The 24,137-nt window shown below is 53.2% G+C and carries 32 protein-coding genes; 13 read left to right on the top strand and 19 right to left on the bottom strand.

All coding sequences use genetic code 11. The annotated features are described in order from the left end of the window. Window positions 1–2 precede the first annotated feature (2 nt). Together ACXAGA_RS04830 and ACXAGA_RS04825 are read left to right on the top strand one after the other, a co-directional pair. On the top strand, window positions 3–998 hold the full coding sequence (locus ACXAGA_RS04830) for a flagellin (protein WP_475116392.1): 996 nt from the start codon (window positions 3–5) through the stop codon (window positions 996–998). Beyond that, a complete protein-coding gene (locus ACXAGA_RS04825; protein WP_475116391.1) occupies window positions 998–2,098 on the top strand; it encodes a flagellar basal body P-ring protein FlgI in 1,101 nt (366 codons plus the stop codon). The genes ACXAGA_RS04830 and ACXAGA_RS04825 overlap by 1 nt, the downstream gene beginning before the upstream one ends. On the opposite strand, the gene fliP is transcribed toward ACXAGA_RS04825, so the two are convergent. The 4 genes from fliP to fliF are packed head-to-tail and all read right to left on the bottom strand — an operon-like array spanning window position 2,095 to window position 5,120. Next, window positions 2,095–2,823 (bottom strand): flagellar type III secretion system pore protein FliP, encoded by a 729-nt coding sequence (gene fliP / locus ACXAGA_RS04820; protein WP_475116390.1) that lies wholly within the window; start codon window positions 2,821–2,823, stop codon window positions 2,095–2,097. The genes ACXAGA_RS04825 and fliP overlap by 4 nt on opposite strands. Continuing rightward, entirely contained in the window at window positions 2,820–3,092 is a 273-nt protein-coding gene (locus tag ACXAGA_RS04815; RefSeq protein WP_475116389.1) for a FliM/FliN family flagellar motor switch protein, read from the bottom strand. The genes fliP and ACXAGA_RS04815 overlap by 4 nt, the downstream gene beginning before the upstream one ends. Continuing rightward, window positions 3,085–3,642 carry a FliH/SctL family protein gene (locus ACXAGA_RS04810; protein ID WP_475116388.1) on the bottom strand — a complete coding sequence of 186 codons (558 nt, stop codon included), beginning with the start codon at window positions 3,640–3,642 and terminating at the stop codon, window positions 3,085–3,087. The genes ACXAGA_RS04815 and ACXAGA_RS04810 overlap by 8 nt, the downstream gene beginning before the upstream one ends. Beyond that, window positions 3,639–5,120, bottom strand: a complete 1,482-nt coding sequence (gene fliF / locus ACXAGA_RS04805) for a flagellar basal-body MS-ring/collar protein FliF (protein ID WP_475116387.1) — start codon at window positions 5,118–5,120, stop codon at window positions 3,639–3,641. Before fliF ends, ACXAGA_RS04810 begins: the two co-directional genes overlap by 4 nt. A 108-nt stretch (window positions 5,121–5,228) precedes the next feature. On the opposite strand from fliF, the gene ACXAGA_RS04800 reads away from it, so the two are divergent. The 9 genes from ACXAGA_RS04800 to ACXAGA_RS04760 all read left to right on the top strand — a co-directional run bounded on the left by ACXAGA_RS04800 (window position 5,229) and on the right by ACXAGA_RS04760 (window position 13,474). Then, window positions 5,229–5,684 carry a flagellar basal body-associated FliL family protein gene (locus ACXAGA_RS04800; protein ID WP_475116386.1) on the top strand — a complete coding sequence of 152 codons (456 nt, stop codon included), beginning with the start codon at window positions 5,229–5,231 and terminating at the stop codon, window positions 5,682–5,684. Window positions 5,685–5,695: 11 nt separating this feature from the next. After that, window positions 5,696–6,034 carry a hypothetical protein gene (locus ACXAGA_RS04795; protein ID WP_475116385.1) on the top strand — a complete coding sequence of 113 codons (339 nt, stop codon included), beginning with the start codon at window positions 5,696–5,698 and terminating at the stop codon, window positions 6,032–6,034. Continuing rightward, a complete protein-coding gene (locus tag ACXAGA_RS04790) occupies window positions 6,031–6,573 on the top strand; it encodes a MotE family protein (protein ID WP_475116384.1) in 543 nt (180 codons plus the stop codon). Before ACXAGA_RS04795 ends, ACXAGA_RS04790 begins: the two co-directional genes overlap by 4 nt. 63 nt (window positions 6,574–6,636) lie before the next feature. Beyond that, a complete protein-coding gene (gene motA, locus ACXAGA_RS04785; protein ID WP_475116383.1) occupies window positions 6,637–7,506 on the top strand; it encodes a flagellar motor stator protein MotA in 870 nt (289 codons plus the stop codon). Continuing rightward, entirely contained in the window at window positions 7,503–9,140 is a 1,638-nt protein-coding gene (locus tag ACXAGA_RS04780) for a hypothetical protein (RefSeq protein ID WP_475116382.1), read from the top strand. The genes motA and ACXAGA_RS04780 overlap by 4 nt, the downstream gene beginning before the upstream one ends. A gap of 87 nt (window positions 9,141–9,227) precedes the next feature. Next, window positions 9,228–11,309 carry a flagellar biosynthesis protein FlhA gene (gene flhA, locus ACXAGA_RS04775; RefSeq protein WP_475116381.1) on the top strand — a complete coding sequence of 694 codons (2,082 nt, stop codon included), beginning with the start codon at window positions 9,228–9,230 and terminating at the stop codon, window positions 11,307–11,309. Beyond that, on the top strand, window positions 11,306–12,070 hold the full coding sequence (locus ACXAGA_RS04770) for a flagellar biosynthetic protein FliR (RefSeq protein WP_475116380.1): 765 nt from the start codon (window positions 11,306–11,308) through the stop codon (window positions 12,068–12,070). The genes flhA and ACXAGA_RS04770 overlap by 4 nt, the downstream gene beginning before the upstream one ends. Next, on the top strand, window positions 12,067–13,146 hold the full coding sequence (locus tag ACXAGA_RS04765) for an EscU/YscU/HrcU family type III secretion system export apparatus switch protein (protein WP_475116379.1): 1,080 nt from the start codon (window positions 12,067–12,069) through the stop codon (window positions 13,144–13,146). Before ACXAGA_RS04770 ends, ACXAGA_RS04765 begins: the two co-directional genes overlap by 4 nt. Window positions 13,147–13,180: 34 nt before the next feature. Then, complete coding sequence (locus ACXAGA_RS04760; protein WP_475116378.1) at window positions 13,181–13,474, top strand: hypothetical protein; 294 nt, start codon at window positions 13,181–13,183, stop codon at window positions 13,472–13,474. On the opposite strand, the gene ACXAGA_RS04755 is transcribed toward ACXAGA_RS04760, so the two are convergent. The 9 genes from ACXAGA_RS04755 to ACXAGA_RS04715 are packed head-to-tail and all read right to left on the bottom strand — an operon-like array spanning window position 13,462 to window position 17,900. Then, entirely contained in the window at window positions 13,462–13,923 is a 462-nt protein-coding gene (locus ACXAGA_RS04755; RefSeq protein ID WP_475116377.1) for a flagellar basal body-associated protein FliL, read from the bottom strand. The two genes, ACXAGA_RS04760 and ACXAGA_RS04755, sit on opposite strands and share 13 nt — an antisense overlap. Window positions 13,924–13,932: 9 nt before the next feature. Beyond that, complete coding sequence (flgH, locus tag ACXAGA_RS04750; RefSeq protein ID WP_475116376.1) at window positions 13,933–14,664, bottom strand: flagellar basal body L-ring protein FlgH; 732 nt, start codon at window positions 14,662–14,664, stop codon at window positions 13,933–13,935. Further along, window positions 14,651–15,064 carry a flagellar basal body P-ring formation chaperone FlgA gene (gene flgA / locus ACXAGA_RS04745; RefSeq protein ID WP_475116375.1) on the bottom strand — a complete coding sequence of 138 codons (414 nt, stop codon included), beginning with the start codon at window positions 15,062–15,064 and terminating at the stop codon, window positions 14,651–14,653. The genes flgH and flgA overlap by 14 nt, the downstream gene beginning before the upstream one ends. After that, window positions 15,061–15,846 carry a flagellar basal-body rod protein FlgG gene (gene flgG, locus ACXAGA_RS04740; protein ID WP_475116374.1) on the bottom strand — a complete coding sequence of 262 codons (786 nt, stop codon included), beginning with the start codon at window positions 15,844–15,846 and terminating at the stop codon, window positions 15,061–15,063. The genes flgA and flgG overlap by 4 nt, the downstream gene beginning before the upstream one ends. A gap of 8 nt (window positions 15,847–15,854) precedes the next feature. Continuing rightward, window positions 15,855–16,562, bottom strand: coding sequence for a flagellar hook-basal body complex protein (locus ACXAGA_RS04735; RefSeq protein ID WP_475116373.1), 708 nt, complete (start codon window positions 16,560–16,562; stop codon window positions 15,855–15,857). A gap of 3 nt (window positions 16,563–16,565) precedes the next feature. Continuing rightward, a complete protein-coding gene (locus ACXAGA_RS04730; RefSeq protein WP_475116372.1) occupies window positions 16,566–16,835 on the bottom strand; it encodes a flagellar biosynthetic protein FliQ in 270 nt (89 codons plus the stop codon). Further along, window positions 16,832–17,116: a flagellar hook-basal body complex protein FliE gene (fliE, locus tag ACXAGA_RS04725; protein ID WP_475116371.1), complete on the bottom strand. Its 285-nt coding sequence runs from the start codon at window positions 17,114–17,116 to the stop codon at window positions 16,832–16,834. Before fliE ends, ACXAGA_RS04730 begins: the two co-directional genes overlap by 4 nt. 12 nt (window positions 17,117–17,128) lie before the next feature. Then, on the bottom strand, window positions 17,129–17,521 hold the full coding sequence (gene flgC, locus ACXAGA_RS04720; protein ID WP_475116370.1) for a flagellar basal body rod protein FlgC: 393 nt from the start codon (window positions 17,519–17,521) through the stop codon (window positions 17,129–17,131). A 1-nt stretch (window position 17,522) separates the two neighbouring features. Continuing rightward, window positions 17,523–17,900 (bottom strand): FlgB family protein, encoded by a 378-nt coding sequence (locus tag ACXAGA_RS04715; RefSeq protein ID WP_475116369.1) that lies wholly within the window; start codon window positions 17,898–17,900, stop codon window positions 17,523–17,525. 86 nt (window positions 17,901–17,986) lie between these two features. Here ACXAGA_RS04715 and ACXAGA_RS04710 point away from each other — a divergent pair, with 86 nt between their 5' ends. Beyond that, window positions 17,987–19,288 carry a FliI/YscN family ATPase gene (locus ACXAGA_RS04710; protein WP_475116368.1) on the top strand — a complete coding sequence of 434 codons (1,302 nt, stop codon included), beginning with the start codon at window positions 17,987–17,989 and terminating at the stop codon, window positions 19,286–19,288. Here the strand turns inward: ACXAGA_RS04710 and ACXAGA_RS04705 are convergent. From ACXAGA_RS04705 to ACXAGA_RS04680, 6 genes are all read right to left on the bottom strand, one after another. Continuing rightward, window positions 19,280–20,068 carry a DUF1217 domain-containing protein gene (locus tag ACXAGA_RS04705; protein ID WP_475116367.1) on the bottom strand — a complete coding sequence of 263 codons (789 nt, stop codon included), beginning with the start codon at window positions 20,066–20,068 and terminating at the stop codon, window positions 19,280–19,282. The genes ACXAGA_RS04710 and ACXAGA_RS04705 overlap by 9 nt on opposite strands. Further along, entirely contained in the window at window positions 20,065–20,475 is a 411-nt protein-coding gene (flbT, locus tag ACXAGA_RS04700; RefSeq protein WP_475116366.1) for a flagellar biosynthesis repressor FlbT, read from the bottom strand. The genes ACXAGA_RS04705 and flbT overlap by 4 nt, the downstream gene beginning before the upstream one ends. Beyond that, on the bottom strand, window positions 20,472–20,849 hold the full coding sequence (flaF, locus tag ACXAGA_RS04695) for a flagellar biosynthesis regulator FlaF (RefSeq protein ID WP_475116365.1): 378 nt from the start codon (window positions 20,847–20,849) through the stop codon (window positions 20,472–20,474). Before flaF ends, flbT begins: the two co-directional genes overlap by 4 nt. Before the next feature lie 85 nt (window positions 20,850–20,934). Next, entirely contained in the window at window positions 20,935–22,419 is a 1,485-nt protein-coding gene (locus ACXAGA_RS04690; RefSeq protein ID WP_475116364.1) for a flagellin, read from the bottom strand. A gap of 190 nt (window positions 22,420–22,609) precedes the next feature. Further along, on the bottom strand, window positions 22,610–22,939 hold the full coding sequence (locus tag ACXAGA_RS04685; RefSeq protein ID WP_475116363.1) for a hypothetical protein: 330 nt from the start codon (window positions 22,937–22,939) through the stop codon (window positions 22,610–22,612). Further along, entirely contained in the window at window positions 22,932–23,153 is a 222-nt protein-coding gene (locus ACXAGA_RS04680) for a rod-binding protein (protein WP_475116362.1), read from the bottom strand. Before ACXAGA_RS04680 ends, ACXAGA_RS04685 begins: the two co-directional genes overlap by 8 nt. 105 nt (window positions 23,154–23,258) lie before the next feature. Here ACXAGA_RS04680 and ACXAGA_RS04675 point away from each other — a divergent pair, with 105 nt between their 5' ends. Beyond that, on the top strand, window positions 23,259–24,137 hold the full coding sequence (locus tag ACXAGA_RS04675; RefSeq protein ID WP_475116361.1) for a flagellar hook-length control protein FliK: 879 nt from the start codon (window positions 23,259–23,261) through the stop codon (window positions 24,135–24,137).

Below are 24,137 nucleotides of genomic sequence, written 5' to 3'. Positions count from 1 at the left end.
AAATGACGATGACGTCTATCGGTGATCTGGCGCATTTTTTCACATCCACGCGCAGCACGTCCGTTATCAAAACGAAAATGAATACATTGACCCAAGAATTGTCGACCGGCGTTGTTGCCGATGTTGCGCGGCATTTGGGAACGGACTCATCTGCTTTGGCGGCGATTGATCGCAGTATTGCGATGTCTGACAGCTATGCAGCTGCTGCGTCTGCTGCAGGACAGACGATGTCAGTAATGCAGACGGCGCTAGACGCTGTGGAAACATCGCGCGCTGAAACCGCCGCGTCATTGGTTTCAATTTCTCAGTCCAGTACGGCAAGTGATCAAAAAATCGCGGCCCAATCGGCAAAGGCGGCTTTGGAAACCGCGGTCCAAGCCTTGAACACGACTTATGCCGATCAATCGTTGTTTGGCGGTACTGCGGTTTCAAATACGGCATTGCGATCCGCAGACGATATTTTGTCTGCCGTCCGTACAGTCATTGACGGCGCAACCGATGTTGAAACTCTGAAATCTGCCATGGACGACTGGTTCAACGGGGGCGGATATGAGGCTGATATTTACAACGGCGATACCGAAAATAGCGCGACGCGTCCGATCGGAGTGGGCCAATCCGTTTCATTTTCCGTGCGCGCGGATGATGACGCCATAAAATCGATAATCACAGGACTTGCCGTTTCTGCGCTATCGACCGATTTGGGGTTCGACAGTGACGCGGTGGCCGAATTGCAAAACTATGCGGGTGAAACACTTTTGGCCGCCGGCGATGATTTGGCGCATATGCAGGGGGCGCTTGGCATCCAAGAAGAAGTTATTGCAAACGCTTCGGCAAGATTGGCCGTTGATAGCGCGAATTTGCAGATACGCCGCAATGAAATGATTGCCTCGGATTCATACGAAGCCGCTGTCGCGCTGGAGCAAATACAAACCCAGCTTCAGACGCATTATACCCTGACGGCAAAACTGTCTGGTCTATCCCTGACGGAGTATTTGTGATGAAGGCTTTGGTCGTTGCTTGTGCGATTGCATTAACTGCGGGGCCGGTTTTGGCCAACCCGATCCGGCTCAAGGATTTGGTGGAATTCGATGGTGTGCGTAGCAACGAATTGGTCGGGTACGGTTTGGTGGTCGGTTTGAATGGAACGGGTGATGGCCTGCGCAATTCGCCGTTTACCGAAGAAATCATGTCCAACATCTTGGAACGGTTGGGCGTCAATGTCGTTGGCGAAGATTTCCGGCCGCGGAACGTGGCGGCGGTTTTGGTTACCGCGCGATTGCCGCCATTTGCGCGAGCGGGCAGCCCTGTTGATGTGACCGTTTCTGCAATCGGGGATGCCAATAGCCTGATGGGCGGAACATTGGTTATGACGCCTTTGAATGCCGCAGATGGTGATATCTATGCCGTTGCCCAAGGGTCGATCATCGCAGGTGGCGTTGTGGCCGAAGGGGACGCAGGATCAGTGACCCAAGGTGTGCCGACGTCAGGTGTCATTCCGTCGGGCGCCACCGTCGAACGTGAGATCGCTTTTGATTTCACCGCGCTCGAGGATATGCGGCTTGCCCTCAGGACGCCCGATTTTACGACGGCTTTGCGGATTGAACGCGCGATCAATGCTGATTTCGGCGGCGGGATTGCGGTGATGATGGATGCCGGCACGGTTTATTTGGATTTGGAGAAAGCTGGGATGACCTCGCCCGCTCACGTCCTTAGCCGCATTGAAAATATTGTTGTCGAACCCGAACACCGAGCGCGCGTGGTTGTTGATCAGCGATCGGGTACGATTGTCATGGGCGAAGATGTGCGTATTAGCCGCGTCGCAGTCAGCCAAGGCAACCTGACGCTACGCGTACAAGAAACACCTAGCGTCGTTCAGCCGAACCCTTTTTCACCAGGTGAAACGGTGGTGGTGCCCAATACCGCAGCATCGATTGAACAAGATCCAGGAACAGGTTTGGCCGAGGTCGGCAATGGCGCAAACTTGTCTGAAATCGTCGCAGGTCTAAATGCACTGGGCGTTGCGCCCCATGATATGATCGACATCCTGAAAACGATTAAGGCAGCAGGTGCCTTGCACGCGGAATTTATAATCCGTTAGGGCAGATTATAGCCGCTTACCAAACTTGCTGCGATCAGGCTCCAGCCGTCTGCGACCACGAAAAAAGCCAGCTTAAACGGTAGGGATACGATCGCGGGTGGGACCATCATCATGCCCATCGACATAAGCACGGCAGAGACAACCAAATCGATCACCAGAAATGGCAAAAAGATCAAAAAACCGACCTGAAAAGCGCGGGCAACTTCGCTCAGCAGAAAAGACGGCAGCATCACACCCAAAGATGCGTTTTCGATTGCTGTGCCTTGTTCCACATCGGGACGTAATTGGATCAAAGCGCCAAATGTATCGGGGTCTATGCGAGCCGCCATAAAGGTTCGGAATGGGGCGATGGCGTTTGAAAATCCGCTATCGATGTCGATCTGACCTGATAAAAACGGATCGATGCCTTGTGTCCAAGAGACGATAAAAACGGGCTCCATCACAAAGTAGGTCAAAAATAATCCCAAACTGATCAGCAGCATATTCGGTGGTGCCTGTTGCAATCCGATCGCTTGCCGCAGGATTGAAAGAACCGTGATTATGAACGGAAAGGCCGTGATCATAATCAAAATAGCTGGCGCAAGGCTCAGCACCGTGATCAGCAAGATAAGCTGAATGGATTGCGCCGATAATGATCCGTCGGCGCCGAATGGCAGTTCGATCCCTTGGGCAGACGCGCCATTTGCAGCCAAAATCAAAAACAGCACGATTGGCGCGCGTTTCATTGCGTGTCCAGTAGGCTGGGAACTTCGGTCAGGCGAACACCCAATTGCCCTGCTTCTGCACCTTCGATTTGTTGCAGTTCGCCCCGCGCAATCAGTTTGTCGCCGATGTATAATTCAACCGGATCATTCACAGATCGGTCCAAGGTCAAAACATCGTTTTCACCCAAATTCAAAAGCTCGCTCACTTTCGGTCGTGCACGACCAACCGACACGGTGATTTCAACCGGGACAGAACGTAGCGGGTGTTCGGGGATCATTGGGTCAGCCATGCGATTGGGCCCTTTCAGTGAAAATAGTTTCAAAAACATTAGAGATTTGATCGCAAAGCGGTGCCAGATCGATCAGAGTTTCGCGACCACTGGATGACCATCGGGCAGCGTGCGGCGAAACAGTTTCATCTGGTATGAGCGTGAGATTTGAAAACTGCGATGCGTTGGTTTCTGATTGGATCGTTGGAATAATGTCGGGGTGTATATGTACGCATACGTCCGGCGCGTGGCCGGTGAATGCGTCGTTTATCTGATCGGACAGACGCGCTGTTAGACCCTGTTTCGCCATAAAAGGCACGAGTTGTTCGATCATGGCCTGCACGACAGGACGCAGACCGTTTAGAATTTCCTGACGGGCTTCTGCGTAGGTAAAGGCCATATCGGTAAGGGCATTTATCAGCTCGTCCGACAGTGCGGCTTGGTTTGCCTCGAATTCTTTTTGGGCCTGTTCGTACCCTTGGGTCATGCCTTGGGTGAATGCCTCTGACGGTTCATCTGTTGTGGTCGTGATGGGGGCGAAATCGTCTAGTACCAGACCTGCGATAGTCATGCGTCACCTCTGCTTTGAACGGGATCGACCCAAGACTGAAGGATCTGAAGGCTGTCACGCTGACGTTCGGACATAAGCCGTTTCAGACGATCGGACGGGTCTTCGGGAGGGGGATCCATTTCAGCCATGGTCGGGGAAATCGCAACGGCATCAATCACGTCGGGATCGGGCAGCGCCATCGGGGTCTGTTTGGGCAAAACCAGAGGGCGCAAAACGAAAAGCCCCATTATCACCGTAACCACAGCAAGCACGCCGACTTGTATTAATTTCATCATGTCCAACGGTGTCGCAGACGGGCCTTCGACCAGAGTTCCTGAATCAGCAATTGGGTCAAATGGCATGGAATAGAGCGTGATTTCATCCCCTCGACTAGGGTCATATCCAACGGCCGAAGACACCAAGGCACGTAACGCCGCTAATTCGTCCTCGGCTCTGGGGGTATCGGTTTCGTTGATCAAAACGGCCACCGATAGCCGCCGCACCGCACCCGGCGAACGAACGATTTCACGCTGGATTTCAGAAATTTCGTAGTTTGTGACCGTGCGTGTTTCGAGCGTTTCCCCCGACGACGATCCATTTGCATTTGCGTCACCCGTTGGTAGATTCGAGGCAACAGTCACCTGCCCCCCAGAGCTATCTTGCGAACTGGAACTGGTTTCCTGAACGTCGCTGCTGATCGCGGTGCGGCTGTTTGGATCAATCGTACGTTCAATGATTTGTTCGCTTTGAACTTCTGTATCAACGGCAACTTCGACAACAGCGTTTCCATAACCCACTCTTGCCTCTAGCATTCGCAAGACGCGCGCGCGCAACGTATCGGATAGTTCTGTGGTTTGCGTCGTGGTTTCGGCAGAAAGAAGGCCCTTGGCGCTGTCGATGATGGCGACGTCTTCAGGTGATAGATCAGGCACTGCGGCGGCGATCAGATGGCGCATCGCTAGAATTTGTGCCGGATTCGGAATGGCGCCAGACGTTGTTATAGTGACTGCTGCGGTGGTCTGTGATTGCGTGGCGAAAGGTCGGTTGGCCGCTGCGGAAATATGAACACGCGCGGCGCGGATATTGTGGCTAGCTAACAGCGTACGGGCCAATTCGCCCTCTTTGGCGCGCCAATAGGCGGCATCAAACATCTGCGACGTTGTCCCAAAACCTGATAGGCCATCCAAAATTTCATACCCCTGGACAGAGGAATTCGGCAGCCCTTCGCCAGCTAATTTGATGCGTAGTAAATCACGTTCAGCGGTTGGGACAAAAATGGCATCACCGCGGATTTCATATCCCGTGCCATTGGTATCCAAAGCCACAACAATGTCGGCGGCCGCGCGATTATCCAAGCCAGAGTACAAGAGCGCCATGTCTTTGCTACCGACACCGCGGGCTAGAATGATGATCATCGCAAAGACCGCAATCCCTACGACGGCCGCGATCCAATTGCGGTATTTCAAAACGAGCGGTTTGATCGATTCTATTTGCTTCACTGCACCCTCCGGCCTTCTGTCCGATGGGGGTAATTTGAATCGACAGCCTTAACATTCGGTTAGTGACTGCGGGTCTATGAACAAACTGTTCGAAAAACCGAGGTATGCATGTCCGACGCAACGCCAAAGCCCAAAAAATCCAACAAATTGCCTTTGATTGTGGGACTCTTTCTGGGGCTATTGGGGGCTGCGGGCGGCTTTGCGGTGTCTAGCGGTCTGGTTTTTCAGGCCAAAGAATCATCGCCTGAAACGGAAATGGAAATTCAGCCGGCCGCATTTGTTGCGATCGATCCGATCCTGATTTCCCTAGCGGGCGAAGAAAGCAAAGTATTGCGTTTCACAGCGCAGATGGATGTTAGCCCAGCACATCAAACTGACATCGAAATGTTGAAACCGCGGATCGTGGATGTGTTGAACAGCTATCTGCGCGCTGTGCATCCAAGTGATTTTGAAGACCCATCAATCATGCCGATTCTGCGCGGTCACATGTTGCGACGGATTGAATTGGTTGTTGGCGAAGGGCGGGTGAATGACCTGCTCATCATGGAATTAATCATCAATTAAGGAAGGCCAGAATGGACTATATTTCCGACATCTTGTTGATCGCGGCTGCGATAGGGGCGGGTATTTATTGCCATATCTTGTCGCGCAAATTGACAAAACTGAACGATATGAAACAGGGCGTCGGCGGCGCAGTGGCTGTTCTGTCAGCGCAAGTCGATGAATTAAAGTCAGCTTTGGAAAAGGCAGATGCCTCGGCCAATCAAAGCGTGCGCACGCTGGGCGATGTGAATGATCGGGCAGAAAAAGCCGCGCGTCGATTAGAGCTTCTTTTGGCATCAATGCATGATCTGCCTGAACCGAACGCACCGACACGGGGCGCATTCTTTACACGCCATCCTAGTGCCTCATGAAACCGATTGGCGTTTTATCAACGGTCGCTCTTTTGTTTGTAGCCTCTGCTGCCGTGCGTTCAGGTGTCGGCGTCAGGGCTGCGATTGCGGGGAGTGTCGCCACGGTTGACCCGGGCGAATGCGGGCCGACGGACCAAACCGATGATGTTCTGGCGGCCTTTTCGGCGCGCGATGCGGCGCTTTCGCAGCGTGAAATTGCGGCGGCTGAAAAAGAACAGCAGCTGGTGGTTGCTGAACAGGAAATAGCTGCGCGTTTGATTGAATTGCAGCAGGCAGAGATCGCGTTAGAGCAAACCTTGGCCTTAGCGGATGGTGCGGCGGCGTCGGACATTGATCGACTGACCGACGTATATGCAAATATGAAACCGCGCGATGCTGCGGCGTTGTTTTCCGAAATGGCGCCCGAATTTTCGGCAGGGTTTCTGATCCGAATGGCGCCGGAATCTGCTGCGGGGATTATGGCGGGGCTCGAACCTGATGTGGCCTATGCCATTAGCGTGACGATGGCGGGGCGGAATTCTTCGGTTCCAGTGGAATAAAATTACGCGATCTTAACGGGTCGCGATGCAGATTCTGGAAAACAGAAAATAGGGTCTATTGCCATGATCGGTGTGGTTGGAATTGCCATCGTATTTGTAATGGTTTTCGGCGGGTACATTTTGGCCGGCGGTAAGATGGGGATTATTATGAAATCCCTGCCTTTCGAAATGATCATGATTGGTGGCGCCGCGTTGGGGGCCTTTGTGTTGTCCAATGATTTGGCGGCAATCAAACAGACTGCGAAATCCCTGATCCGCGCCTTTAAGGGGCCGAAATGGAAACATCAGGATTACAGTGACATGCTGTGTTTGCTGTTTGAACTGATCCGCGTGTCCCGAGAGGGCCCAGTGGCCATTGAGCCGCACATTGAAACGCCCGCAGAGTCGGAAATTTTCGGACGCTATCCAAAGATTCAAACGGACAAAGAGGCAACCGCGTTGATCTGCGACACGTTGCGGTCTGCCACCTTGAACTATGATGATCCCCATCAGGTCGAAGAGATTTTGGACAAACGCATGGAGGCCTCGTTGCACCATGCGCAGCATAGCACGCATGCGCTGCAGTCGGTTGCGGACGGATTGCCGGCGCTTGGCATCGTTGCTGCGGTTCTTGGCGTTATCAAAACGATGGGGTCTATCGATCAACCGCCCGAAGTCTTGGGCAAAATGATCGGGGGTGCGTTGGTAGGCACCTTTTTGGGCGTATTTTTGGCCTATGGTTTGATTGGCCCGATCGCAGCGCGGCTAAAGTCGGTGATCGACGAGGACGCTCATTTTTATGCCCTGATCCGAGAGGTTTTGGTCGCCAACCTTTATAACCATGCCCCGACGATTTGTATCGAAGTGGGGCGCCAAAACGTCCCCGGCCACGCGCGACCCGATTTCAATGAACTAGAGACCGCATTAAAGGCGCTGAAACAGGGTGCCGCATGAGATTTGTCCTTTGTTTAGTTGCCCTCGTTTTTGCGCAGTCGGCGTCGGCGCAAAATTTGCTGATCCGTGGCGGCGAACATGATGATTTTACCCGCATTACTGTCCCCATTCGCGCCGAAACCGATTGGACGGTTCAGAACGGCGCAGGCCAATTCATTCTGCAGGTCCCCGGTGCGCGGATTGATACATCGTATGCGATGGAACGGTTGAATGCGGGCCGTGTGACAGGGATAACCCAGGTTCCCCCAGATGCTGTTTTGATCAGATATGCGTGCGATTGTTCCGTCGTTGACCAAATCATCGATGGACTTTTGGTTTTTGATATTGCGCCGCGGTCAAGCCACGCCAATGCTCAGATTCTCCCTGTCGTTTTCAACAAAGCATCAGAGATGGAGATCACAACGCCCGAACCGCAGACTGATCGTTCTATTGCCGAATCCATCGGCCGGGCGGCAGAACAGGGGCTGCTGATGCTTAATCCCGACCAAGCCGTGCAACCGGGTTTGGATAATGATCAAACTGATGTTCATGCGGCATTCGATGATTTCCTATCGACTACCGCGCCCGAACCTGTTGCTGATTGCGTAGAACAGACTCTATTCCGCCCATACGACTGGGGGATGACTGGCGATTTTATCACTGATTTGACGCGCCAAAGATCCGCCATTGTTCCAGACATAGAACGCAGTACGAACGGTGCATTCGTTGGTTTGATCCAGTCATACATTTACTACGGCCTGTTTGCAGAGGCGCAGGTGAATGCACTGCAAATCAAAGAGGATGCGCATTGGTCCAAGATGGCCAACCTTTTGGGCGCAGGTGTCGACGTGGATTATTTTGAAAGCCAAACATTCTGTTCAGATGATGCCGCGTTATATGCCGCGATTGCCGGAGCGCCGATTGTAGACCCAGCGCCAATTTTGCGCGCTATTCGCGATGTTCCTGTGCCTTTGCGCCGGAGCATTGGGCCAAAGTTGATCGAGTCCCTGATGAAGGCAAATGAACCAGAGGCGGCGCGCAATGTTCTAGAGTGGGTCGATGCGACAAACATTTTGGTCGCGCGTGTTCTGTTTAAGGTCGGCGATTATTCACAGGCCTATCAAAGAACAAAGGCGGCAATAGATCAGGGTGATCAGAGCATCGGAGCCTATTTCATTTTTCTGTCTGCGGCGCATGAATTGCAGATTGAAACAGATTTGGCGTTGCTAGACGCAATCGAAGTGACCGCCTTTGAACATCGCGGCACCGAACAATACGATCCGTTGATTTTTGCATTGTCAAATGCGTATGCCGTCTCGGGTGATGTCGTCAAAGCGGTTGATCTGGCTGCAGGCGATCCAAATGCTTTAAACTCTGTTTTTGAAATAGCAGTCGAACGTGCGTCAAACGCCGATTTTTTGCGTATTGCGTTGTCGGGCGATGGCGCCTCTTTGGATGAAGCCGTTCAAGCAAAAATCGATCAACGCCTAGTCGATTTGGGATTCGGAGAAAAGCAACCAATGGTCGCCGCGCCGCGCCCAGCTGCGCCAACGCCAAGCAATCTAGACGGGCCAATTTCGCTATCTTATGCGCGTGAGATGCTGCAGCGCGCGCAGGATAGCCGCGAACGTATTTCGGCAACGATCAGTCAATAAGACTTTGTCAATGAATCGCCCTTACACCTTTTGTTAGTCAGCAGAAGGCGGCACATTCATGAAACAAAATCAGACCAAAGGGGCGGAATGAAACTGTCCCTGAATGCCCTGTTTCAACCGACGGTGATGTTCGCGATGGCCCTAATGGCGGTTATCGTGATGATGATCCTACCGATGCCGTCTGCCGTGTTGGATATTGGCCTTGCGGCATCATTTGCACTGGCGATTTTGATATTCACGGTGACGTTGTTCATCGAACGACCGCTAGATTTTTCGGCCTTTCCCACCATTTTGCTAGCGTCATTGATGTTGCGTTTGTCGTTGAACGTATCATCGACCAAACTGATTATTGGTCAGGGACACACCGGTACGTCCGCCGCGGGCGGTGTGATCGAAGGTTTCGCCATGTTTGTCATGGGCGGTTCGGTATTGATGGGGTTGGTTGTATTCTGCGTCCTATTGATTGTTAACTTTATCGTTATCAACAAAGGCGCAACCCGGATGGCAGAGGTCGGAGCGCGTTTTGCGTTGGACGCTATGCCAGGCAAACAATTAGCAATCGACAGCGACATGAGCGCTGGCGCGATTGACCATACCGAAGCACGGCGTCGACGCGAAACAGAGCAAGCCGAAACGACGTTTTTCGGATCGTTGGATGGCGCATCGAAATTCGTCAAAGGGGATGCCGTTGCAGGCCTGCTGATTACTGCACTGAACCTGGTCATGGGTTTAATTATGGGCGTTGTTCTGCACGGAATGCCCGTTGGGCAGGCTTTTGAAACCTACTCTATTCTGACGGTGGGCGATGGGTTGGTCAGTCAAATCCCGTCGGTCATCATTTCGATTGCATCTGCGTTGTTGCTCGCGCGCGGCGGGGCAACGGGGGCTGCGGATGTTGCAATCATGGATCAGCTGGGGCGCTATCCTTCGGCTTTGATTACTGTCGCGCTACTGATGGCGCTATTCGGTCTGGTGCCGGGTTTGCCGTTTGCACCGTTTTTCGCGGGCGCGTTGATATTAGGTGGAACAGGCGCGCTTTTGATACGCCGAAAAAACAAACAGCCCCCAACGTCCGCAGTGGAAACTACCAAAACACCCGAGGTTAAGCCCACGTTGGGGGATGCGCTGGACCTAGACGATATCCATGTGGAATTTGCGCCTGACTTGATTGCAATGGTGCTCGATCCGGCGACTGGTCTGGACGCCAGGATCGTGAATATGCGGCAGCATATTGCGACGGAATTCGGGATCATTTTGCCTGAAATACGCCTCACGGATAATCCTGCGCTAAAGTCGGGCGGATATGTCATCAAACTTCATGGCGTGGAAAAGGTGCGCGACACATTGCGTCCTGATCGAATTCTTGCGCTGTTATCCGGTCCGGATACCATCGCCATTTCCGGAGAAGACGTAAAAGAACCCGTATACGGTGCGCCCGCGCGATGGATCGCGAAAAGGGATCAGGAAACAGCCGCACTGGACGGAATTACTACAGTTTTGCCGACCGAAGTTTTAGCGACCCATTTGTTAGAAACGATCAAACAAAATTTCCCGCGACTCATGACGATGCGGGCTTTGCGCAGATTGTTGGACGAACTGGTCAATCTAACGGATCCCACCCGCAAAGAGGCGAACCGTAAATTTTTGGACGAATTGATACCAGAAAAGGTTCCGCTAGATTTGCTTTTGGCCGTTGTGCGATTGCTATTGGATGAACGGATATCAATCCGAAATCTACCGCTCATCATCGAGGTGATCGCCGAGGTTCGCAGCCCGCAGTTGACGGCTGAAATGGTGACAGAACATGTGCGCCAAAGGCTGAATTTCCAGATCATCGCGCCTATGACGCGTGCCGACGGTACCATTCCTCTGATCCAATTGGCGCCGGAATGGGAAGAAACTTTTGCGACCTATCAAAGCCCTGGCGACAAGTCTGGACAAGAGGTCGCTTTACCGCCCGAGCTATTCAATAAGCTGGCTGATTCAATAGCTGAAAAAGTCTCTAAACAGGCGCAAAATGGTACAAATGTCGCGATTGTCACGTCGACCAGGCGACGACGGTTTATCCGAACGATTACGCGGGCCAAAGGTATTTCGGCACAGGTTATTAGCTTTGAAGAAATTGGTTTTGACGCGCGTCCTTCGCTGGTCGGGGTGGTGCCTGCATGACGTCATTCAGTCCGATCTTGCAAATTGGTGTCGACGCCTATTGGTCAGTTTTTTGCGCATTTTGCAGGGTTGGTGCTGTGATGTTTTTGGCCCCCGCATTTGGCGAACAAACAGTACCGGTTCGGGTGAAATTAAGCGTGGCGATTGCCTTTACGCTGATCATTTGGCCCACGATCCTAGCGCCGTCGCCCGCGCCCGGGATTTTGTCCGCTGCAGCGGTAATAGGTGTCGAGGCTTGTGCGGGCCTATTCATCGGAATTTTGCTCAGGCTAATGGTCCATGCGCTAGAAATTGCTGGCGCCATTGCAGCACAATCGACGTCGCTGTCGCAATTATTCGGCGGCGTGACAGGCGCTGATCCTCAACCCGTTGTCGGGCGACTGATGGTCATGGCTGGGTTGGCATTTGCGTGTCTCATGGGCCTACACGTGCGGTTGGCTGAATACCTTATTTTTTCCTATCAGATTATTCCTGCGGGCGAATTGGTTTCGCCTCGTGCTGTTATGCAGGTTGGTCTGGGCCAGGTCGCAACTGTCTTTGGGCTTGGTCTGTCTCTTGCTGCGCCGTTTGTTCTGGCTGCCATGCTGTATAACGTGACCTTGGGCGTGATTAACCGAGCGATGCCGCAGTTGATGGTTGCGTTTATCGGGGCACCTGCAATCACGGCAGGTGGAATGATACTGCTGATGTTATCGCTGCCGCTGATTTTGTCGGTATGGAACGGCCAACTTAACCAGACTTTGCTGGGTGTGTTGCCATGAGCCAGGACAGCGATAAGTCATTTGAGCCGACGCAGAAGAAACTGGACGATGCCCGCAAGAAAGGTGAATTCGCGCGGTCGGCGGACCTGACATTAGCGGCTGTGTACGGCGGTTGGCTGATCGCGGCGATGGCAACGGGTGGCGTTGCGTTTACGTCGCTCGGGGCTGTTTTGTCCGGTATTTTGGCGGGTGCAGACCATTATTCAACCGTTGTTTTTGGTGATCAGTCTGGGCAGTTCCTTTTTGATTTGGTGATTGCCGTTTGCCTCCCGATTGCAGGTTTTTTCATGTTCCCATTGGTGGCGGCAGTGCTCGCTACATTTGCGCAGAACGCTTTTGTTTTCTCGACCGAAAAGATCAAACCCAAATGGTCGAAAGTATCGATCCTCAAGAACGCTCAGAACAAATTTGGTCGCAGTGGATTGTTCGAGTTTGCAAAAAGCGCATCCAAGCTGGCGATCTACTGCGTGGTTCTGGGGGCGTACCTATCATTCGGGATAAATCAGATCGTGGGGTCGGTCGGGTTAGGTGCTGGGCAAATGACAATAACCATGGGGACATTCATTATCGGTCTGATGGGTGTGATCGTAATACTGGCATTGATGATTGGCGGCTTTGATTACCTTTGGCAGATCGCGGAACACCGGCGCAAAAACATGATGTCACGCCAAGACATCAAGGATGAAACCAAACAATCCGAAGGTGACCCTCACGCAAAACAACAGCGCAGACAAAAGGGTATCGAAATCGCGATGAATAAAATGCTGACCGACGCGGAAACAGCAGATGTCGTGATCGTTAATCCCACGCATTACGCCGTCGCGCTGAAATGGAATGCGTCGTCAGCAACGCCTCCGGTTTTGGTGGCAAAGGGTGTCGATGAAATTGCAGCAAAGATTCGGGACGTGGCGAATAAAAAAGGCATTCCAATCCGGTCTGACCCTCCGACAGCGCGTGCGATCCATGCGGCGATCGAGCTGGGTCAGGTCATACGGCCCGAACACTACCGCGCCGTTGCAGCCGCTATCCGTTTTGCCGACACCATCATCCGAAAGGCACGCCGTGTCGAAGCATAAAGATCTAAGTCCATTGCAGTCTATCACGTCGGTCATGTTTGATCGTGACAACAGCGCAGTTTTACAGTTGCGCCAGCACGAAAAGAAACTGCGACAGCTGATTTCGAACCTCAAAACCCAGCAAGGAAACCAGCAAATCGGACCGGCCCAGATGGCTGGCGCCGATCTGAAATATCAAATGTGGGCTGACGGTAAGCGTAGGGAATTGAACGCGGAACTTGCGCTGGTGCTGTCACAAATTGAAACGGCTAAAAAACAGGTCCGGACCAGTTTTGGGAAACAACAGGCTATCGCGGACCTTATCAAAGCAGCGGATCACAAATCCTGACGTGCGATGTCCAAAATCAATATGTCGGTGACCATGTCGGCAGCTGGTTTTTGCGCGGCATGTATCAACACATTGCGCAATTGGCGCATTGGCGCTGATTGCGTAAAATCGCCATCAAATCCGCCCAAATTGGCGTGTTCTATCATCGCACTAAAAAGACTATCGCGTAGGCGCGGTTCGATCGCGTAAACGGCGTCTTTGGTGCCTTCGGCGACTTCTAACGTAAGGCTAAGGACGACCATCGCAGACATGCGGCCGTCGGTCATGATCGGCACTACGAATTGGTTGTTTAACTTGGCAAATTCCACAGCTTCGGGCTGGTCGATGACCTCGGCCTCGACGGGTGCCTCGTTCGGCAGGTCTTCGGGTTTGTGTAGAACCGTACCTGCGGCAAATCCTCCTCCGGCACCAAGAGAAGTCAGTAAAATCGGAAGGACAATTTTCTTCATGACGATCCTCTAGAAAGGCAAAAGGTTTTCAACAATTTGTTGTCCATAACGAGGTTGCTGCATCTGGTAGATTTGCCCCTGCCCGCCGTAAGAAATGCGCGCTGATGCGATTTTGTCATAGGTGATTTCATTTTGGCGGGTGATGTCTGCGGGGCGCACGTAACCTGCGACCAGCAATTCTCGCATTTCGAAATTAACCCGAACCTCTTGTGATCCTTGGATCGCCAAGACACCATTTGGCAAAACGTCAGTGATTGTTGCGGCGATCCGCAATGTCAGACGTTCGGATCGCGAAATGGACCCGTCGCCAGACGCGTTTGACGACGATCCCAACGCGACGGCGGACCCCAATGTCGCGCCTTCGGGCAACCGATTGTCGGCACGTTGGGGCAAACCAAACAGGTCATCTATGCCCATTTCCTGATTGGCAGATCGGGATCGATCAGACGAATTCGACATTTGGGCGCTATCGTCAATTTCAATAACGACCGTCAGAATGTCGCCCCGTGTTATGGCGCGCCTGTCGCCGAACAGCGATGTGCGATCCCCCGCCCATAAAGAGGCGGTATCAGTCGGGTTGACCAAATCGGTTTCCGATTTCAACGGCATGGATGGTGTCATCATCGCGGTGAATTCTTGGGTCTGGACCGGATGTGAAAATTCGGGTTCTTGGCCGATTTGGGCCATTGGTGCGCAGCCAGCGACGACAAACGCGAGAAAGCAGCGTTTAATAGCCCACATAAGCGGCTCCATCCATTCCAATGCGTGCGGTGACTGTTGATCTGGAGTTGATATTCATCACGCGGATCATTTCGCCCGGTCCTGCTCTGTCTAATGCGCGCCCTTCGGTTGCGATTTTCACGATGCCCCGATCATAGATCAGTGGGATGATCTGGTTGCGATTGACGACTGCCGGGAACCCTAGGTCGGACATGTAAATCGGCCGTCCAGCGTACAGCGCCACCCGTGTTTCCATGCCAATAATCGCGGTTATATCCGTCGCGGTTCCTGTAATATCCGTGTCCGAATATCCCACGTCGGTCGAGGTCAGAATCGAATTGGGCGGCAGGCTGCGCGTTGCGACCACAGTGTCTGCATGAACCGATGTCGCAAGGCAGATGATCAATGCGGCAAATTTCATCGGATCTGCACCATGGATCCCAGCATCTGATCAGCCGCAGAGATGACTTTGGAATTCAATTCATACCCGCGCTGCGCCTCGATCAGATCGGTGACTTCTTGCACGGCGTCAACGCTGCTGTCTTCAAGGTAACCTTGACGAAGCAGGCCCAATCCATCCTGACCAGCTGTTGATACGGCTGGCGTGCCTGATGCGGCTGTTTCAGAAAACAGGTTGCTTCCCAGCGCCTCTAGCCCCTTGGGATTGGTGAATCCGACCACATTGATTTGTCCCAGAATCTCGGCTTCGGCACTGTCTGAAAAATAGGCGTACACTTCGCCTTCGGTGTTGATGGAAATGGATGTGGCATCGTCTGGGATTGTGATCTGTGGCTGAACGGCAAACCCATCTGACGTGACGATCAACCCATCTGCGCTGCGTTTCAGGCCGCCATCGCGGGTATAGGCAGAGGTGCCATTGGGCATTGCGACCTCTAAATAGCCTTCGCCTTCGATCGCGAGGTCCAAATCGCCCCCCGTTGCGGCCAAAGACCCTTGTTGCAGCATGACGGTGACAGAGGTTGCCCGTACGCCAAGCCCAAGTTGGACACCGGTTGGCAAAACACTGCCATCGCTTGCGCTGACAGTTCCTGCGCGTACAGCCTGTTGGTAATGCAGATCGGCAAATTCGGCCCGTCTGGGGTTGTAACCCGTGGTGTTCATATTCGCGAGGTTGTTGGAAATAACTTCGACCCGGGTTTGCTGTGCAGACATGCCAGCGGCAGCGATTTCAAGAGCGCGCATGATCCCTCCTATTTTCCTAAAACGTCGATAGCGTCGCGTAGGCGTTGGTTTTCATTGTCCGCAAAGCTTTGGCCCAGTTCATAGGCGCGCTGCACTTCGATCATGCGGGCGATTTGCAGGACGGGGTTAACATTGGATTCTTCGACATAGCCTTGAAGGATCGATGCATCGGATGCCGGTTCAAAACCATCGGCTGAAAACCGAACGCCGTCTTCGCGGCGAACAGTTAGGGGGTCGGTCGGCTGAAATAGGCCAATTTGCCCGACAGGCGTGCCGCCCGCGGAAATGGTGCCGTCCGCCGCAAGACCGATGGGCCCTGATCCTGAAGGTACGAAAACAGGGGTCTGACCGGCGTCCAAAACGGGATAGCCATCCATGGTGACCAATTCACCATCGGCGTTGGGTGCAAAGGTGCCGGCGCGCGTCATACGTGGCCCCTCTGGCGTTTCCACCAAAAAGAAACCTTCGCCTTCAATTGCCAAATCAAACTGCCCCCCTGTTTGGGACAGCGCACCTTGGGCGAAATTGGTGTTGCTGACTTCTGCGGATGCCATCGATACCGATCCGCGATCGTTCGCTTGGATGTGCTCCGCAAAAATAATGCCTTCGGCGCGGTAACCGGTTGTATTCGCGTTGGCGATATTGTTGGCGATGGTTTGCATTTCTGCCATCAGCCCGTTTTGGCGGGTTAGGGTCGTATATACAGCGGTGGTCATGTCTCAGCCCCCTACGATCAATGGTAGCAATGCGTTGTGAAACAAGCTGACCAGGCTTTCGGACATGAAACCCATCGACAGCCAGAATACCGCGACGATGGCGATCAATTTGGGGACAAATGTCAGGCTGTTTTCCTGAATAGATGTCAGGGCCTGAAATAGCCCCACAATCAAACCACCTGCCAAAGCGACCGAAAGAATCGGAATGGAAATAACGACCGCACACCATAGTGCCGCGCGCAGTGCGTCGTAAAACTGCGCCTCTGTCATCATACCGGCATCCTTAGGATTTCCTGATAAGCTTCGACCATTTTGTCGCGGATTGTGACGGCGGTTTCGACGGCAAGCTCTGTTTGTGCCAGCGCCTGAACCAAAGCGTGTGAATCTGCGTCGCCCGTCATTGTTTGGACAGCGGTTTGTTCACCCGATTGCAAAACCTTTGCGAAATCCTGCGCGGCCGAGGTGAGCGTTGAGGCCCCACCGTCCGGGTCGGGCGTTGTGGCAGGGCGGGCGGCGGAATAGGCTTGGGTGGCGATCGAAGCAATGGACTGCATAGAATTTCTTTCTTATCGACGTAAAAGGTCAAGGAGCGAGGAGGACATCTGGCGCACTTGGTCGAACATTTTCAGGTTCGCTTCGTAGCTGCGCTGGGCTTCTTTGGCGTCCGTGATTTCAATCAACAGATTGACGTTTGACCCCTGATAATGCCCCGTTTCATCGGCCAAAGGGTGTGAAGGGTCGTGAATGTCTGCCAGCGGTGTTCGGTCCAACGTCACGTCGCCGATCGCGACGGCACCGGTGGTTTGACCGGCCCGAAACTCCTGATCAAAGCTGATCGTTTTGCGGTGGTAGCCGGGGGTATCCGCATTGGCGATGTTTTCCGACAAATGTCCGATACGGGCGGTTTGCGCTTTCATGCCTGATGCGGCGATGGACAATGCTTTGCTGAAATCTGTCATATCAGCGGCCCAATGATGTGCGTAGCACCGTCAACCCGTGGCGATAGATCGCAAGCGCTTGTTCATGTTGCCTTACGGATTCGACGGCGGACACCATTTCGCTTTCGACCGAAACAGAGTTTCCATTCGGGTCAATTTCAGCCTTATTAGTCTCTAAATTTAGGGAATTGGGCGACGTTTCGACGCCCATATGGTTTTCGCGGCTGGCCCGCATTTGCACGTTGGAATTGGCGACGACATCGCGAAAGGATTGTATTGTCCGCGCCTGATAGCCAGGCGTATCCGCGTTCGCGATATTTTGCGCTGTGATCGTTTGGCGCGCGCCAGCATGAGCGGCCATCGCGCCGGACATTTGAAAAATATGGAGCGTTTGGAACATTGGGGTTTCTCCCTCATGGTGCTTAAACCAACGCTTAACTGTGATTCCTTAAGAAGATGTTGTTGTCGAACAAAAGGAGCACATCGATGCGGACGTCGGTTTTTGAACGCGCTGAACATGCGTTGCGGTCGGTTGCGATAGACCATCCGGTTGGCCGCATCACACAAGTGTCGGCAGGAACGATGACGGCCTCGGGATTGCCGGGGAACATTCGCGTGGGGGATACGGTTGAAATCGGATCAGACAAACGCCGCGCCGAGGTGATCAAAGTCACCCAAGATTCGGCTCTGGTATTGCCCGAAGGACCGACATTGGGCACATTCGTCGGGGAACACGTCGTATGGTTGGGGGCGCAGTCTCTAGCGCCTGATTGGTCATGGATTGGCCGTGTGATTGATCCGCATGGGCAGTCTTTGGATGGGCGCCCGATATTGCCGGGCTTGCAACCTCGGCACATCATGGGATCACCACCGATGGCTTACGCGCGGCGCACGATGGGCCAGCGTTTGAACACGGGCTACGTGCTGTTCGATACAATGCTACCTGTCGTGCAGGGGCAGCGGATCGGACTGTTTGCCGGATCAGGCGTTGGTAAATCTACGTTGTTGGGAGGTTTGGCTCATAAAATGACGGCTGATATTACCGTGATCGCCTTGGTCGGCGAACGTGGGCGCGAAGTTCGTGAGTTTGTAGAAAACACGCTGGGTCCAGAAGGATTAGAGCGGTCCATTGTCGTCGCCGCCACATCGGATCGCGCGCCGCAGGTGCGCCGCAAATGTGTATTTACCGCAACCGCAGTGGCCGAATTTTTTCGGGATCAGGGGCTGCATGTTTTATTGTTGGTCGATTCTGTGACCCGTTTCGCCGAAGCGCATCGTGAAACATCGGTCGCGGCAGGAGAAGCCGCAAATCTGCGCGGCTATCCGGCATCAACCGCCTCAGCTATGGCGGGATTGTGCGAACGTGCTGGCCCCGGAGAAAAGGGGCAAGGCGATATCACAGCAATCTATTCGGTGCTTGTGGCTGGATCTGACATGGAAGAACCGATTGCTGATACTTTGCGCGGTCTATTGGATGGCCATGTCGTTATGGATCGTAAGATTGCTGAAAGCGGACGCTATCCCGCGGTTGATGTGCTGCGGTCCGTATCAAGGTCATTACCGCATGCAGCCACCCAGTCTGAAAACAATTTGATTTCTCAGGCGCGCGAATTGCTGGGGGCCTATGACCGGACGGAATTGATGTTGAAGGCAGGATTATACGAGGCTGGCAGCGATCCTGTCACGGACCGCGCGATCGAATTAAAACCGAAACTGGATACTGTGCTTGGTGGGCAATCGGCCAATGCGGCATCCAGCTTTGCCAAGCTTAGGTCGGCACTAACCTGATTGTAGCAGCGTTAACGCGATAGAGGCAGAGGACGCCGCAGAGAAGTTATCCATTTCACTGCGCAGCAGGAACATTTTGATCAATTCCTCTTGGTTTGTATCCAGTGAAATTTCTGAAAATTCATCGGTTCCAAACATAGACATTGCGCGACTTTTGAACTGGTTCAGCTGCAGATCAATGTCGATTGACCCGATCGAGGATGGCAGCCCCATCGCCGTTTCAAAGACGCTGCGCAACGCCGTGTTCCCCATCATAGAAAACCATTGGCCGTCATTTGTGGACGCGTTGTCCATAATGTCGGACATAGCTGACTCAACGTTCAAGGCCATGCGCAAATCATTATCGACATCTCCGACCGCGGATTCGAACGCTTTGTCCTGGTATCGCGTTAAAATCGTATCAGCAAAATCGGTTTGGGTTGTGGCTGGTGGAGTTTCGGTAAAACCAAACGCATTGGACAGCGCCAGATAGCGTTTGTCTGACAGTTTATTGGCCAGCGCGTCCGAGTCAGTTGTGCCTTCGCTTAGCACTTTGGAAATGAACGCTTTGGCATACATATCGTCTTCTAATCCGAATGCACCCAGCGCGACCGTTAACAGCTGGTGATCGTTCACCAGTTCATCGGTGGTCGAAATAGATCCGATGTTTTCACGAAAATAGGTCTCTAACCGCTGTTGACCGGCAGAGGCAGCAAAAGTGTCTTTTTGCTGCTCTATCGTACGGTTTAGAAACGACCAGCCGGAATAACCGGTCAGCGGGATAACCGGCTGGAATGTCATGCGTGACCTTGTGCTGTGTGAAACAGCCTTTCTTCGCGCGGCAGCAAAGCGCGCAGGTGTTTCAGACCCCGATAGAATTCATCGGCTAGAACGGCTTGTGTCGCCAATTCCAGTTGTTTGCGACTGTCGTGATCGCAAAAAACCTGACTTAGCTGTTCGATCCCGCTGAGCAATTGTTTGCGTGCATCGCCGTTATCGACATCACCCGACAACACCAATTGCGCGATATAACAAACGCGGCGGACGGGGGTATTCGCATCTTCGGGGCGGATGGCATCGCGCATGCGCAGGATGTTGGCGTTTGGCGACAAAATGGAAATGCGTGACCTGCGGTCACCATTTTCGATGACAGCGCCATTGACCAATACCCGTTCGCCTGGTCCCAGTTTTAATACCAAACCCGTCATTGGCTTACCTCTTGTCCTGCTAGGCCGGCCATGACCGACCGGTTAATATCGATCAATGCATCTGCAGTTGCGGTATTCCGCAGCACTTTGGCGGTGTGTTGTTGGGTAAATTTCGCAAGGTAAAAAATTTGCGCACGTAACTGACGGGGCAGTTCGTTGTCGTCATGGGCAACGTCGACGGCAAGGGTTGTCCAAAGTTTGTGGTTTTCATGCAAAGCAGAGACTAATTCACCATGATTTCCAGTTTCAGGATGTGCAGCGCGGCGCAGTCGCGCCGTTATTTGCGCAAAAAGTTGATGTTCGGTGGAGCGTGGGCTGCGGACGGCTGTCGCGGCTGGGGCATAGCCCATTCTGGCTTGTTCAATAACGTTCACGTCGGGTCCTTTCGGGACTGCGTTAAGGGCAACACGGTTTTACCGTGAGTTGCCAGAGCCCGTTTGGGGGCTCTGGCGCATTAGGTTAGCCGAAGAGCGATAGGATCGACTGCGGCGCTTGGTTCGCCATGGACAGCGACTGCACGCCCAATTGTTGCTGGACCTGAAGTGCCTGAAGCCGCGCAGAGGTCTCCTCCATGTCGGCATCGACAAGGCTACCGATGCCCGAGGTCATCGCATTGGTCAGATCGTCAACAAACGTGGCCTGCGTTTCCAATCGGCCCTGTACCGAACCGAACGACGATGCGGCATCAATGGCGGTCGAAATCATGCCTTCGATGTTGGAGAGAGCAGCCTCTGCACCAGCAGCGGTCGTGACATCGATACTGTCCAGACCGAACAGACCGCCCGACGCTTCGCCGCCAGCGTTACCGACGGCGCCGATTGCCAGACTTGCCGAACCCGACCCGTCATTGTCGATCGACAGCGACCATTGGCCAGTCGTCTCGTCCTGAGTGACCGATGTTGTCACACCTTCGACGCCGCCGCTATCGATCGCGACCTTCAGGCCTTTGGCGATGTCTTCCATCGTTTCGCCTTTGCCGGCGACATAGCTAAAGGATTCAGACCCGACCGTGACGCGATATCCGTCACCTTCGTTCACGGTTGCAGCGGTCGAAAAATCGATCGTTTCAGCGCGGGCGCCGATCGACGCATCAGATGCTGTTGCGCCAGTTGCAGACAAAGAAACATCTTCGAACGAACGAGTCGATGTGATGTTGATCTGGTTGGCATTGGTGCCGTCGATCGTGGCGGATACGCCTTCTAGGCCCAAAGCGTTGATCGCTTCGTTGATCGTTGCTGCGGCTGCGTCCTGATCGCCTGCCAAATCGCCCGCGGCAAAGGATAGGGTCGTGCCTGCAATTTCAATATCAACGGCATTGTCCGACATATCTGCATCGGCTGCGATTGTGACGTTTGCCGTATTACCGGTGCTGTCAGCCGTACCTGCTGATGCCGTGACATTGGCGTTCAGGCTGGTGCCCGAACCATAGGTGCCTGCGCTGGTGGTCAGGTCCTGACGATCGATTGTGATGTTTGATGCAGATACAGACCCATCCAGTCCGCGATCCAGCGACGACAAAACATCAACGTCTTCGGTGCCTTCCAGCAGGTTAAGGCCATTAAACTGTGCAGCGCCGGTGATCGATTTGATCTGATCTGTCAGTGCGTCGATGTCTTCTTGGATTTTGGCGGTATCAACGTTTTCTTCCTGCGCCGATACGATCTTTTCTTTGATGTCGGTTAGCAGGTCCGAAACGGTTTCGCTGGCGCCTGCCGCGACCGAAACGGTCGAATCCGCAAGCGATAGGCTGTCGGAAATTGCCTGAAACCCTTTGACGTCGGATTCCATCACCTTGGAAATCGCCCAGACCGAAGCGTTGTCTTTGGCCGAGTTCACCTCTTTGCCGGTCGAAATCGTGTCTTGCACTTTGGACAGGTCAGAGTTGATGGTTTTCAGGGTGCTCAGCGCCACCATGGCGCCATTGTTGGTCAGAATGCTAGACATAAAGGATGTCCCTATGATGTGGCGCTTTGCGCCTGGTTTTGTCTTTGTTCGGTTTCGAACAATCGAAGAAACGCCATTCTGACGCGAACCGGTTTGTCACCGGCATCCATTTCGGATGTGCTGTGATCATGCGCACGGTGGGCTAACGATTCCCTAATGCGCATGGCAGAATTCGTTCAAATTCTATCGATTAAGCTTTACGCAATATTTGCGGCGCTGTGGGGATGTGTTTGGCGAACTGACCGTCCGAACCATAGCTGGCGAAATTTTCCCGCTGTTTTTTGGCATCATTCTGATCGGCGATGGAATCGGCGACCCCTTGTTTGGCGGATTGAATGACAGCCATCGTGCGTCTTGCAGCCGCTTTGATTGCAATCAGATCATCTGCAGTCAGATCGTCGGGTAGGGTCATTTCCTGTGTGGTCTGGGCCAATGCGTCCAACGTGGTGAATTTGCCTTGGGTTATGGCGTCACGTGTGCGGGCAAGTTGGGCAATAATTTCTATGGCGCGTTTATCCATCTGCCCGCTCCGTCAATGCATGAAACAGGGATTCGGTTAGGCCAAGACCGCCGCTTTTTACGATCGCTTTTGCTTGGGCTTCGTGCATAAAAGTCAAAAATTGATCGGCGCTGTTTCCCGTTTCGCCGACACCAGAATGTTTGAGCATCTGGGACAAAAACGCAGTTTCGATTTTTTCTGCGGCTGATCTTAGGGGGGATTCGGTCGCAATCATTCGGGACACTCCTTTGGGTCAATTTTCCAAAGATTGAATCGAGTTCGGTAAAGATTGAGTAATCATCGTGCGGTTAAGTGCATCAAACCCAGCACGGAGATCTTGATGCAGGTAAGTCCGATTCCGCCATCGCAGCGGGTTCCGCCCAACGAAAACAGCGTGTCTGCGGCCGATGAAACGTGCGACGCGTTTCTACTGATGATGGAGCCGATGGGCGCGGAGGCAGAAATAGAGACTGTTTCACCTGAAATCGATCCAGATTTACCTGAAGTCGACGCAGAATCAGAGCCAGAGCAAGACACCGAAGAATGCGATACGCTGGTCGACGGCGTGGTTCAGTTTTTCCCGATCCAGCAAACGTCACACCGGTCTGTGCCTGATGAACAGGTCGTCGGGGACCTAGATTTGGGTCACAGCGAACCGGCGGATAAGGTTCCGGTGAAAATCGAAACGACTGCGTCTGAAAATGACGTAAAGCTGGTTTTTGCACCCGATCAAAAGACAAACCTCGACACGATCGCAGCCATACCGGACCGTCCAGAGGTAGCCGCCCCTGTTCAGCCAGAAAGGGCTGCGGCGCGTCCTGATGCTGTGCCCAAAATGATGCCGAACCCAACCGAGGCTCAGGTTATAAAACAGGTGCTGTCTGCCCCTTTGTCGGATGGAAATGTCACTGAAATTGCTCTTGATCCCGAAGAATTGGGGCGGGTGAGAATGCAGATGATCACGCACGAGTCGTCGGTTCAAATCGTGATCGCGGCAGAGCGCCCCGAAACGGCGGATTTGATGCGAAAACATCTGGATCTGCTGGCCAGTGATTTCAAAGACATGGGATTTGGTGACGTGAATTTGGAATTCGCATCTCATGATGACTCGGAAAATCGCCACCAAAATGGGGGGCATAGCACAGCCGAATCCGACGAAACGGAGATCATTCAACCCATTTTGCGCCATTCCGATGGGCGCGTAGATATCAGGTTATAG

It is taken from the genome of Marivivens sp. ABH4_498 (assembly GCF_056160585.1).
The sequence above is the reverse complement of the archived record's forward strand: the minus strand, read 5'-3'. Positions and strand labels throughout refer to the sequence as shown.